The organism is Streptomyces sp. NPDC002825 (assembly GCF_040295385.1).
Classification (GTDB): Bacteria; Actinomycetota; Actinomycetes; order Streptomycetales; family Streptomycetaceae; genus Streptomyces.
The window spans coordinates 93,746-105,164 of the sequence record NZ_JBEOVH010000019.1 but is presented as its reverse complement, the minus strand read 5'-3'; the positions used below and the strand labels follow the sequence as shown (position 1 = coordinate 105,164).

10 protein-coding genes are annotated in these 11,419 nt (G+C 73.4%); 8 read left to right on the top strand and 2 right to left on the bottom strand.

What is annotated here, in order from left to right; translation table 11 throughout:
- Positions 1-137: 137 nt before the first annotated feature.
- Positions 138-596 carry a Crp/Fnr family transcriptional regulator gene (locus tag ABT041_RS23780; protein ID WP_351187526.1) on the bottom strand — a complete coding sequence of 153 codons (459 nt, stop codon included), beginning with the start codon at positions 594-596 and terminating at the stop codon, positions 138-140.
- Between the two features lie 215 nt (positions 597-811).
- Between ABT041_RS23780 and ABT041_RS23775 the strand changes: the two genes are divergently transcribed.
- From ABT041_RS23775 to ABT041_RS23755, 5 genes are read left to right on the top strand one after another with little or no spacing between them, the layout of a single operon-like run.
- Positions 812-1,567 carry an amino acid ABC transporter ATP-binding protein gene (locus ABT041_RS23775; protein WP_351187524.1) on the top strand — a complete coding sequence of 252 codons (756 nt, stop codon included), beginning with the start codon at positions 812-814 and terminating at the stop codon, positions 1,565-1,567.
- 28 nt (positions 1,568-1,595) lie between these two features.
- Positions 1,596-2,447 (top strand): glutamate ABC transporter substrate-binding protein, encoded by an 852-nt coding sequence (locus tag ABT041_RS23770; RefSeq protein WP_351187522.1) that lies wholly within the window; start codon positions 1,596-1,598, stop codon positions 2,445-2,447.
- Between the two features lie 10 nt (positions 2,448-2,457).
- Entirely contained in the window at positions 2,458-3,123 is a 666-nt protein-coding gene (locus ABT041_RS23765; protein ID WP_351187520.1) for an amino acid ABC transporter permease, read from the top strand.
- The gene (locus ABT041_RS23760) at positions 3,120-4,022 is read left to right on the top strand and encodes an amino acid ABC transporter permease (protein ID WP_351187518.1); all 903 of its coding nucleotides are present in this window, start codon (positions 3,120-3,122) and stop codon (positions 4,020-4,022) included. Before ABT041_RS23765 ends, ABT041_RS23760 begins: the two co-directional genes overlap by 4 nt.
- Before the next feature lie 56 nt (positions 4,023-4,078).
- Positions 4,079-5,677 carry a molybdopterin-dependent oxidoreductase gene (locus ABT041_RS23755; RefSeq protein ID WP_351187516.1) on the top strand — a complete coding sequence of 533 codons (1,599 nt, stop codon included), beginning with the start codon at positions 4,079-4,081 and terminating at the stop codon, positions 5,675-5,677.
- A 48-nt stretch (positions 5,678-5,725) separates the two neighbouring features.
- Here the strand turns inward: ABT041_RS23755 and ABT041_RS23750 are convergent, their stop codons facing one another.
- Complete coding sequence (locus ABT041_RS23750) at positions 5,726-6,949, bottom strand: GNAT family N-acetyltransferase (RefSeq protein ID WP_351187514.1); 1,224 nt, start codon at positions 6,947-6,949, stop codon at positions 5,726-5,728.
- A 156-nt stretch (positions 6,950-7,105) separates the two neighbouring features.
- Here ABT041_RS23750 and ABT041_RS23745 point away from each other — a divergent pair, with 156 nt between their 5' ends.
- The 3 genes from ABT041_RS23745 to nadE all read left to right on the top strand — a co-directional run bounded on the left by ABT041_RS23745 (position 7,106) and on the right by nadE (position 11,373).
- Positions 7,106-9,199 carry an ATP-binding protein gene (locus ABT041_RS23745; protein WP_502976582.1) on the top strand — a complete coding sequence of 698 codons (2,094 nt, stop codon included), beginning with the start codon at positions 7,106-7,108 and terminating at the stop codon, positions 9,197-9,199.
- Positions 9,200-9,313: 114 nt separating this feature from the next.
- Positions 9,314-10,465, top strand: coding sequence for a sulfite oxidase (locus ABT041_RS23740; RefSeq protein WP_351187510.1), 1,152 nt, complete (start codon positions 9,314-9,316; stop codon positions 10,463-10,465).
- Between the two features lie 77 nt (positions 10,466-10,542).
- Positions 10,543-11,373 (top strand): NAD(+) synthase, encoded by an 831-nt coding sequence (gene nadE / locus ABT041_RS23735; protein ID WP_351187508.1) that lies wholly within the window; start codon positions 10,543-10,545, stop codon positions 11,371-11,373.
- The last annotated feature ends 46 nt before the right edge of the window (positions 11,374-11,419 follow it).

Genomic DNA, 11,419 nt, shown 5'->3' with positions numbered 1-11,419 from the left:
CCGCTCCTCGCCGGAAGGTGCCTACGGGGTCGTGCGCTGCTGCCCTCCCACCGTACCGTCCGGGCCCCGGGCGGCCCCGGGCGGCCCCGTTCGCCCCCCGGCGCCCTGGCCGGCCGCCGGGGGCGAACGAGATGCGGTCAGGCCAGGATCCCGCTCCCGTGCGGTGCGTACAGGTCGAGGAGGCGGACCCGGGTCACATGGAGGCGGTGGGCGAGGATCGCCCCCACCCAGAACAGGACCGACGCGCCGAACTCCGGGTCGGAGCGGCACATCGACCGGACGGCCGGGGCGTCGAACTCGTACGCCCGCACCGGCGTCATCGCCTCGGCCCCCGACTGGCACAGATACGGCGGGAACATCCAGGACAGCCCGACCAGCTCACCGTGGCGCAGGGTCTCGATCACGGGCGCTCCCCGGCCCGGCACCTTCGCGTCGAGGGTCACCGCGCCCGTCTTCACGATCCAGAACCGGTCGGCGTGCTGCTGTTCCTCGAACAGCCGGTGGCCGGACTCGAAGTACACGTCCTCGGCGAAGGCCATCAGGCGCTCCCGGTGCTCCGGGGGCAACGTGCTGACCTTGGGCGCGGCTCTGCTCATGGCGGACCCTCCTCGCACACTCGGCTCCCACCCCCAGTGTGAGGCCGCCCGCCCCCGTACGCAGGGTCCGGAACGGCCGACCGGGTGCCGGTGCGCAGGGTGGTCCCGCGGCCACCCTCTGTACACCCGGCGTCCGGAATGCGCACGCCGGGCCGAGGGCGGAGCATGAACGTGAGGAGGGGTGGCCGACGGGGGGTGTGACCCTGGAGGGTGCCATGCCCGTCCCGGACGGTGGCGACGAGCTCGTCGTGTTGCGAGGGGTCGACAAGTACTTCGGCCCCCTGCACGTCCTCCAGTCCATCGACCTCACGATCCACCGCGGCGAGGTCGTCGTCGTCATCGGGCCCTCCGGCTCGGGGAAGTCGACGCTGTGCCGGGCGATCAACCGCCTGGAGACCATCGACGCGGGCGAGATCGTCGTCGACGGGCGGCCCCTGCCCGCGGAAGGACGCGAACTGGCGGCCCTGCGGGCCGATGTGGGCATGGTCTTCCAGTCCTTCAACCTCTTCGCGCACAAGACCGTCCTCGACAACGTGACCCTCGGGCAGATCAAGGTCCGCAAGAAGGACCGGAAGAAGGCCGAGGAGAGGGCTCGCGCCCTCCTCGACCGGGTCGGGGTCGGCACCCAGGCCGACAAGTACCCGGCCCAGCTCTCCGGGGGCCAGCAGCAGCGCGTGGCGATCGCCCGCGCCCTCGCCATGGAACCGAAGGTGATGCTCTTCGACGAGCCGACCTCCGCGCTCGACCCCGAGATGATCAACGAGGTCCTGGAGGTCATGCAGCAACTGGCCCGGGACGGCATGACGATGGTGGTCGTCACCCACGAGATGGGCTTCGCCCGCTCCGCCGCCAACCGCGTGGTCTTCATGGCCGACGGCAGGATCGTCGAGGAGACCTCCCCGGACGAGTTCTTCAGCAACCCGCGCAGCGAGCGCGCCAAGGACTTCCTGTCCAAGATCCTCCACCACTGACCTGTTCAGAGCCTCAGAGGTGATCCTCATGAACCCGCTCAGGACCAGCAGGGCCGTCGTGGCCGCCGCCGCGGCCGTCGTCCTCTCCGTCACTTCGGCAGGATTCGCGAACGCCGCGGCCGGCGGCGCGCCCCGCGACCACGGCGACGGCCAGAAGATCACCATCGGCATCAAATTCGACCAGCCCGGCATCGGTCTGAAGACCCCCGACGGCACCTACACCGGCTTGGACGTCGACGTGGCGACGTACATCGCCAAGCAGCTCGGCCACGACCCGAAGGACATCGTCTGGAAGGAGGCCAAGAGCGCCGACCGGGAGACCCTGCTCCAGCGCGGCGACGTGGACTTCATCGCGGCCTCGTACTCGATCAACCCCAAGCGGTCCGAGAAGGTCGACTTCGCGGGCCCGTACCTCCTCGCCCACCAGGACGTCCTGATCCGGGCCGATGACGACTCGATCAAGAAGCCGTCCGACCTCAACAACAAGAAGCTCTGCTCGGTCACCGGCTCCACGTCCGCGCAGAACGTCAAGACGAAGATCGCCCCGGACGCGCAGCTCCAGGAGTACGGCGGCTACTCCGAGTGCCTCACCGGCCTGGAGAACGGCGTCATCGACGCCCTGACGACCGACGACTCGATCCTCGCCGGATACGCGGCGCAGCCCGAGTTCAAGGGCAAGTTCAAGCTCGGTGGCTTCAAGATGAGCAACGAGAACTACGGCATCGGCGTCCAGAAGGGCAGCGAGCTCAAGGCCAAGATCAACGCCGCCCTGGAGAAGATGGTCGCCGACGGCTCGTGGCAGGCGGCGGTCGACAAGAACCTGGGTCCGGCCGGTTACAAGAACGAACCCGCCCCGAAGATCGGCGTCGTCGTCCAGTGAGCAGGCAGCCGTGTTCGACTTCCTCCAGGGGTACGACCTGCTCGGAGCCTTCTGGGTGACGGTGCAGCTCACCGTCTACTCCGCGATCGGCTCCCTCGTCTGGGGGACGCTGCTGGCCGCGATGCGCGTCAGCCCCGTCCCCCTCATGCGGGGCTTCGGCACCGCCTACGTCAACATCGTCCGCAACATCCCCCTCACCGTCATCATCGTCTTCACCTCGCTCGGCCTCTTCCAGACCCTCGGGGTCAGCCTCGGGGCCGACAAGTTCACCACCATCAACTTCCGGCTCGCCGTCCTCGGCCTCACGGCCTACACCAGTGCCTTCGTCTGCGAGGCCCTCCGCTCCGGCATCAACACCGTCCCCCTCGGACAGGTCGAGGCCGCCCGCGCCATCGGCCTCAACTTCCCGCAGGTCCTGCGCCTCATCGTGCTCCCGCAGGCCTTCCGCTCCGTCGTCGGCCCCCTCGCCAACGTCCTCATCGCCCTCACCAAGAACACCACCGTGGCCGCCACCATCGGCGTCGCCGAAGCGGCCCTGCTGATGCGGGAGATGATCGAGAACGAGGCCCAGCTCATCCTCATCTCCGTGATCTTCGCCGTGGGCTTCCTCTGCCTCACCCTGCCCACCGGGCTCCTGCTCGGCTGGGTGGCCAAGAAGGTGGCGGTGAAACGGTGAAGACCACGCCCACCGTCCTCTATGACGTCCCAGGCCCGCGCGCCCGGCGCCGCAACCTGCTCTGGACGCTGCTGTTCCTGATCGCGCTCGCCGCCGTGGTGTGGTGGGTCGTGGCGAGCCTCGCCGCCAAGAACCAGCTCGAATGGTCCAAGTGGTCGCCCTTCTTCACCGACGCCCGCGTCTGGGAGACGTACATCCTGCCCGCCCTCAAGAACACGGTGATCGCCGCCGCGCTCGCCATGGTCATCGCCCTGCCCCTGGGCGCGCTCCTCGGCATCCTCCGGCTCTCCGACCACCGCGCCGTCCGCGCCGTGGCGGGCACCGTCGTCGAGTTCTTCCGGGCGATCCCGGTCCTGATCCTGATGCTCTTCGCGAACGCCGCCTTCGCCGAGTTCACCGACGTCAGCCCGGACACCCGGCCCCTGTACGCCGTCGTCACCGGCCTCGTCCTCTACAACGCCTCCGTGCTCGCCGAGGTCGTCCGCGCCGGCATCCTCGCCCTCCCCGCCGGCCAGACCGACGCGGCCAAGGCCATCGGCATGCGCAAGGGCCAGACGATGACGTACGTCCTCCTGCCGCAGTCCGTCACCGCCATGCTGCCCGCCCTCGTCAGCCAGCTCGTCGTCATCGTCAAGGACACCGCGCTCGGCGGCGCGATGCTCGGCTTCTCCGAGCTCCTCGCCTCCGTCCGTCCCATGAGCGCCAACTACGGCGCCAACACCATCGCCTGCTTCACCGTCGTCGCCGTCATCTTCGTCGCCCTCAACTTCGCCCTCACCACCTTCGCGTCCTGGCTCGAACGCCGGCTGCGGCGCGGCAAGAAGTCCACCGGAGCGGTCGTCGGCGTCGAGGCGGTGGAGGACCTCGCGGTCCCGGGCGAACACCCGGAGACGCACTGAGAGCCATCCGGGTGAAGGCGTCCATCCGGGCGTCCCGGCGTGCCGAAACACCCACCATGAACGCCACGCCGACCGCGCGCGAACCGCGCCCCGAACGCCACCGACCCACCCGCACCGACCGTCTCCTCGCCGCGCTCGGCGGCCTGGTCTCGGCATACGTCTCCCTGGCCGTCGCGGACCTCGTCTCCTTCTGGGTACGCCCCGAGGCGGGCCCGGTCGCGGCCGTCGGCGGCACCGTCGTCGACTCCACCCCGGCGGCCGTCAAGGAGTGGGCGATCCGCGTCTTCGGCGAGAGCGACAAGACCGTCCTCCAGCTCGGCATCCTGCTCCTCCTCGCCGCCCTCGCCCTCGGCGTCGGGCTGCTCGCCCTGCGCCACCAACTGCTGGGCACGGCGGCCGTCGCCGCCTTCGGCGTCCTCGGGGCCGTCGCCGCCGTCACCCGACCCGACTCCACCTCGGCCATGGACGCCGTGCCGTCCCTCGTCGGAGCCGCCGCCGGCGCGCTGCTGCTGTACGTCCTCATCGGCCGGCTCCTCACCCCGAAGCCCGGAACCGCCCGGGCCGACCGGCGCGGCTTCCTGATCGTCGCCGCCTCCACCGGCCTCGCCGCGACCGGAGCCGCCGCCCTCGCGCGCGCCGTCGGCACCCCCGTACAGGAGAACGCCGCCGCCTCCCGCGCGGCCCTGCGCCTGCCCCGGCCCGCGTCCCCCGCACCGGCCGTGCCCGCCGGAGCGCAGCTCGACGTCCCCGGCATCAGCCCCTTCGTCACCCCCAACCACGACTTCTACCGCGTCGACACCGCGCTCATCGTGCCCAAGGTCGACGCCGGCCGCTGGCGGCTGCGCGTCCACGGCAGCGGAGTCCGCGAGGAACGCACCCTCACCCTGAGGGAGCTGATGGCCCGCCCCGTGGTGGAACGGGACATCACCCTGAACTGCGTCTCCAACCCGGTCGGCGGCCCGTACGCCGGCAACGCCCGCTGGCTCGGGGTCCGCCTCGCCGACCTGCTCCGCGAGGCCGGCGTCCGCCCGCCCTCCGAGGGCGGCCCCGCCGACCAGCTGGTCGCCCGCTCCGTCGACGGCATGACCATCGGCACGCCCGTCGAGACGGTCATGGACGGCCGCGACGCCCTCCTCGCCTTCGGGATGAACGGCGAACCCCTGCCCTTCACCCACGGCTTCCCCGTCCGCATGCTCGTCCCCGGCCTGTACGGCTACGTCTCCGCCTGCAAGTGGATCGAGTCGATCGAGCTCACCACCTTCGCCGCGTACGACGCCTACTGGGTCCCGCGCGGCTGGGCGGCCCAGGCCCCGGTGAAGACCCAGTCCCGCATCGACACCCCGCGCGGCCTCGACCGACCCGCCGCCGGCATCGTGATGATCGCCGGGGTCGCCTGGGCCCAGCACCGAGGCATCCGCCGGGTGGAGGTACGGATCGACGACGGCCCCTGGCAGGACGCCAGGCTCGCCGCGGAGGACAGCAGCGACACCTGGCGTCAGTGGGTCCACCCCTGGGCCGCCGCCCCCGGCCACCACACCCTCACCGTCCGCGCCACCGACGGCACCGGCACCACCCAGCCGGAACACCGCACCGACACCATGCCCGACGGGGCCCAGGGCTGGCACTCGGTCGAGGTGACGGTCAAGGGCGGATGAGCCCTCTCAGGCCAGGAGCCAGGAGGGCCAACCCTTCTCCGTACGCGGTCAGAACCAGTGCAGGCAGTGCGGGGCGCCCTCCCCGCGGAACAGGGCGTCCGCGAGCGCGGCCGCGCCCGGCCGGTGCGCCCGGACGTGCCCGGCCCGCACGAGGGTGCTCGGGGCGGTGCCGCCGAGGTAGACCGATCCCAGGTCCCGCACGTCCAGGGACAGATCGGGTTCCCGGTCCGTCGGGACGCATGCGGCCTTGCCGTCCCTGACGGTCAGCAGGTAGCGGCCGTGCTCGCCGAGGAACGGGTCGTCCACGTCGAGGACCAGCTCGCCGTCCGTGAACCAGCCGCGCGCGGTCAGCGCGCCCGGCACGTCGAGCAGCCGCACCCAGAGCCAGTCGCCGGGCGTGCCCACCTCGGCCGCGCGGAGGTCCGCGAACTGCCAGCGCAGCGGGTGCTCGGGCGGGACGTGCTTGAACACGACCGTACCGACCAGGTCGTGTTCGAGCACGAACCGGGCCAGGGCCGTGAAAACGGCGTCGCTGGTGGCGATCACCTCGTCGACGGTAAGGGTGCGGTCGTCGCCGACGGTGTAACTGGCGTACCCGTCCGGGATCCCGTCGGCGTCCCGGTGGACGGCGACGTGACGCGGCGCCGGAGCGATCGGGGGCTGCCCCGCCCGCCGGGCCCACCAGCGGTGCGGCCGGGACAGCGCGCCGGGCTGCGCGCGGCGGTACCGGTCGTAGACGTCTTCGAGGAGCTCCGCGCAGTCGGCACGCGGCAGCACCTCCACCGAGCCCGCGTCCGCCGCGTCCGTGGCCCCGGGCGCACGGGTGGGGGCGAGCGCGGCCTGCCTGCGCGGCACGGTCAGCCGCTGCGTACAGGTCGCCGGGCCGTAGCCGAACCTGCCGTAGATCGTGGCCTCGGACGCGAGCAGCACGGAGAGGACGTCCCCCCGGGCGCGCAGCTCGGTGAGCTGATGCCGCATCATCGCGCTCAGCACGCCCCGGCGCCGGTGCGAGGGCAGCACGCCGACGGCGGTCACCCCGCCGACCGGGACGAGGGCCCCACCCGGCAGGGTGAGTTCGAAGGAGTACGAACCGGCGGTGCCGACGGGCCGGCCGTCGTCCGCCAGGGCGAACAGGCCACGGTCCATCTCGAGCGCCGACCACCAGACCCCCCCGCCGTCCTCGGCCGGCGTCTCGGGGAAGAGCCCGAACGCGGTGTGCATCGTGTCGACGAAGACACGATGGTCCTGCTCGGTCGTGGGACGAATCTCCATCGGTACTGCCGCCTTCCCGGAACACCGGCGCCACCGTCCGTGGCGCCCCGCACAGTGCAGCCCGGCCCCCTGGCCTGGTCAAACGAATTTCCGAGGCCCCGACGACGAAGATCGGCCGCATAACGAAGCGGTTCCGCCGGTCCGTTCGGGGCGGGCATGAGGGAGACTGCTCCCGTGCGTGGACATCTGCCGGACGAGAACCCCGGTTTCGTGGGACGCCGCACGGAACTGGAGCGCATTTCCGCCGCGTTGGCGGAGCACCGCCTCGTCACCGTGACCGGCGTCGGGGGAGTCGGGAAGACCCGGCTCGCGCTGCGCGCAGCGCACCGCGCCGCCGGCGGATTCCCGGACGGCGCCTGGTGGACCGACCTGACCCAGCTCGACGGCGACCGGCTCCTCGTCGCGCTCGTCGCCGACTCCGTCGACCTCGCCGACCACACCCCCGGCATGGCCACCACCGGACTCTGCCGCCGCCTCGCCGACGACCGGCTGCTCCTCGTCCTCGACTCCTGCGAGCACCTCGCCGAACCCTGCGCCCGGCTCGTCACCGAACTCCTCGCCGCAGCCCCCGGACTCACCGTCCTCGCCACCAGCCGACGCCCCCTCGGCGTCGCAGGGGAGCGGGTCGTCGCCCTCGACCCGCTGCCGCCCGCCGGCGGCGACGCCCTGGAACTGCTCCGCCGGGCCGCGGGGGAGGACTTCACCGCCGCCGGGCCCGCCGGCGAGATCTGCGTACGCCTCGAAGGCATCCCGCTCGCCCTGGAACTGGCAGCCGCGCAGATCCGCCTCCAGGGCGCCGAAGCCGTCCGCGACCAGCTCGGCACCCGCCTCGACGCCCCGCCGGGAGCCCGCTTCGACCTGCTCGCCCACCCCGAGCGGGTCTGGCCAAGCCGCCACCGGACCCTGCGCGCCGCCATCGGCTGGAGCCACGAGCTGAGCACCCCCCTCGAACGCCTCCTCTGGGCCCGCCTCTCCGTCTTCCGCGGCCCCTTCGACCTTGCCTCCGCGACCGCCGTCTGCTCCGGCGGCCCCCTGGACGGCACGACCCTGCCCGCGGCGCTCGACGGACTCGTCCGCTCCTCCGTGGTCCGCCCGCCGGACGCCGCCGGCCGGCTCCGCATGCTCGACACCATCCGCGAGTACGGGGCGACCTGGCTGGACCGGACCGGCGAGACCGGAACGGTCGCCGACCGGCACGCCGCCCACTTCCGGGCCCTGGCCCGCCGGGCGGAGACCGAATGGCACGGCGCCCGCCAGCTCCGCTGGTACCGGACCGTCGACGCCCACCACACCGACCTGCGCACCGCCCTGGACCGGCTGCTGCGCACCGATCCCGACGCGGCCCTCGACCTCGTCGGCTCGGTCGCCTTCGCCTGGTCCTGCCGCGGCCGCCTGCGCGAGGCCCGCGACGGCCTCGAACAGGCCCTGCTGCTCGCCGGGGCCCGCGGCCGCGTCCGGGCCCGGGCGCTGTGGGCCCTCGGTGTCACCCTGGTCCTCCAGGGCGAGTCCGGCCCCGCCCAGGAGGTCAGCGAACGCTGCGCCCGCGAGGCCCGATACACGGAGTACACCGAGCACCCCTCGTACGGGACGGCTCCGGGGCCCGGCGACCTCACCCTCGACGCCGCCGCCCTCGCCGGACTCCTCGCCCTGACCACCGGCCGCCCGATGGCCGCGTACGTCGTCGTGGGCCACGTCCTCGACGCCGCCCCCGGCGGACCCGCCGACTCCGCCGCCCGGCTCCGCTGCCACCTCGTCCGCGTCTTCGCCCTCACCGGCCTGGGCCGGCTCGCCGAGGCCCGGGAACGGGCGCTGCACCTCCGCGCCCTCTGCGAGGAGCTCGACGAGCACTGGACCCGCACCGCCCTCGAATACCAGCTCGCCCTCACCGGCCTCCTGGAGGGCGACCCGGCGGCCGCCTCCGGTCACGCCCGCGCCATGCTCGAAGGCACCCGCGGCCTCGGCGCGAGCCTCGGCGTCGCCCTCGGCCTCGACGTCCTCGCCACCGCCCTCGCGGCGGCAGGCGACGGCGAGCGCGCGGCCGACGTGAGCGGGACGGGCGAGGCGTACTGGCGCTCCACCGGCCAGCCCCGGCGCGGCCTGCCCGGGCTGCGGGCGCTGCACGAGAAGTACACCGACACGGCCCGCGCCACGATCGGCGAACCCGCCTACGAGGAGATCTTCGTCCGCGCCCTCACCGGACCCCCGCAGGACGGCCTCGACCGGGCCCTGCGCGGCCCCCGGCAGGCCTGAGGGCACCACCCCGCGCCGCCGACGTGCCGGGCCCTGCGCGGCCCCCGGCAGGACTGACGGCACCCCCCGCGCCGCCGACGTGCCGGGCCCCCGGCCCGGGCGGACGATGAGGGCATGGACGGTTCCCTCAGTGGTCTGGGCGACATCAGCACACCGGGGCGCGTGGCCGACCCCGACGAGGGCGTCACCGCGCAGGAGCTCGCCCTCGCCACCCGCAACCACGGACTGCCCCTGGAGGCCCTGCGGTACGAGGTCACGCCGCCCGGCCTCCACTACGTCCTCGTGCACTACGACATCCCCGCCACCGACGCGGAAAACTGGCGCCTCACCGTCGGCGGCCGGGTCCTGCGCCCGCTCTCCCTGGACCTGGCGGCGCTCCGCGACCGGCCCTCCGTCACCCGCCGGGTCACCCTGGAGTGCGCCGGGAACGGCCGCGCGAGGCTCAGCCCCCGGCCCGTCAGCCAGCCCTGGCTGGTCGAGGCCGTCGGCACCGCCGACTGGACCGGCGTCCCGCTGGCCGCCCTCCTCGCGGAGGCCGGCATCGCCGAGGACGCGGCCGAGGCCGTCTTCACCGGCGCCGACCACGGCGTCGAGCGCGGCGTCGAGCAGGACTACCGCCGCAGCCTGCCCCTGACGACGGCCGCCGACCCGGCGCGGGACGTCCTCGTCGCGTACGCCATGAACGGCGCGCCCCTGCCGCCGCAGCACGGCAGCCCCCTCCGGCTCGTCGTCCCCGGCTGGTACGGCATGGCGCACGTGAAGTGGCTGCGCGACATCACGCTCGACGACACCCCGTACACCGGCTTCCAGCAGACCGTCTCCTACCGTCTGCGCCGGGAGGCCGACGAACCGGGGGAGCCGGTCACCCTCATCGCCCCCCGTGCCCTGATGGTGCCGCCGGGCTTTCCCGACTTCATGTCCCGCACCCGCGTCGTACGCCCGGGCCCCGTGGAGCTCACCGGCCGGGCCTGGTCCGGGCACGGCCCCGTCACCCGCGTCGAGCTCAGCGAGGACGGCGGGGCGGCCTGGACCGAGGCCGAGCTCGCACGTGACCCCGCGCACCCGTGGGCCTGGTCCGCCTGGCGCACCACCTGGACGGCGACGCCGGGCCTGCGCCACCTGACCGTGCGGGCCACCGACGCCGAGGGGAACGTCCAGCCGCTCGCCGCGCCGTGGAACCGCGGCGGCTTCGCGAACAACCTCGTCCAGCGCGTCGAGGTGCTGTGCACCCCGGAGGCGTCCGTCGCCCCATCGGGCGACGCGTAGAGTCGACCCCGGCGCACCCCCGTACACCTCGGGTGACTCCCGTGCGCCGCCGACCGACCCCCGACGAGGAGACCTCCGTGACCGACCCGGCGTCCACCGCCCTCCAGCTGCAGATCGCCCGGGACCTCCAGGTGGCCGAGACCTTCGACCCGAAGGCGGAGATCGAGCGCCGGGTAGCCTTCCTCACCGAGCGGCTCACCTCCACCGGACTGCGCTCCCTCGTCCTCGGCATCAGCGGCGGCGTCGACTCCACGACGGCCGGCCGGCTCTGCCAGCTCGCCGTGGAGCGGGCCCGGGCCGCCGGCCACGACGCCACCTTCTACGCGATGCGCCTGCCGTACGGCGTCCAGGCCGACGAGCAGGACGCCCAGACCGCCCTCGGCTTCATCCGCGCCGACCGCGTCCTCACCGTGGACGTCAAGGCGGCCAGCGACGCGGCCCTGGAGGCCTGCCTCACCGGCGGGACGACCTTCCGCGACGCCCACCACCAGGACTTCGTGCAGGGCAACATCAAGGCCAGGCAGCGGATGATCGCCCAGTACGCGGTCGCCGGCGCCCACGACGGTCTTGTCGTCGGCACCGACCACGCCGCCGAGGCCGTCTCCGGCTTCTTCACCAAGTTCGGCGACGGCGCCGCCGACGTCGTCCCGCTGACCGGCCTGACCAAGCGCCGCGTCCGCGCGATCGCCGACGAGCTGGGCGCCCCCGCCTCCCTGGTCTGGAAGACCCCCACGGCCGACCTGGAGACCCTCGACCCGGGCAAGGCGGACGAGGACGCCCTCGGCGTCACCTACGACGACATCGACGACTTCCTGGAGGGGAAGCCGGTCGCCGAGCCCGCGTACGCCATCATCGTCCGCCGCTACGAGCTCACCGAGCACAAGCGGCAGCTGCCGATCGCCCCCTGAGCGGACGGGCGGCCGCAGCCGGAGGATCCTGGAAGGGGTGCCCGGG

Bases quoted from the DNA above. Each gene is read 5' to 3' on its own strand.
- ABT041_RS23780 (WP_351187526.1), bottom strand. From the start codon at position 596: ATGAGCAGAGCCGCGCCCAAGGTCAGCACGTTGCCCCCGGAGCACCGG.
- ABT041_RS23775 (WP_351187524.1), top strand. From the start codon at position 812: ATGCCCGTCCCGGACGGTGGCGACGAGCTCGTCGTGTTGCGAGGGGTC.
- ABT041_RS23770 (WP_351187522.1), top strand. From the start codon at position 1,596: ATGAACCCGCTCAGGACCAGCAGGGCCGTCGTGGCCGCCGCCGCGGCC.
- ABT041_RS23755 (WP_351187516.1), top strand. From the start codon at position 4,079: ATGAACGCCACGCCGACCGCGCGCGAACCGCGCCCCGAACGCCACCGA.
- ABT041_RS23750 (WP_351187514.1), bottom strand. From the start codon at position 6,949: ATGGAGATTCGTCCCACGACCGAGCAGGACCATCGTGTCTTCGTCGAC.
- ABT041_RS23745 (WP_502976582.1), top strand. From the start codon at position 7,106: ATGAGGGAGACTGCTCCCGTGCGTGGACATCTGCCGGACGAGAACCCC.
- ABT041_RS23740 (WP_351187510.1), top strand. From the start codon at position 9,314: ATGGACGGTTCCCTCAGTGGTCTGGGCGACATCAGCACACCGGGGCGC.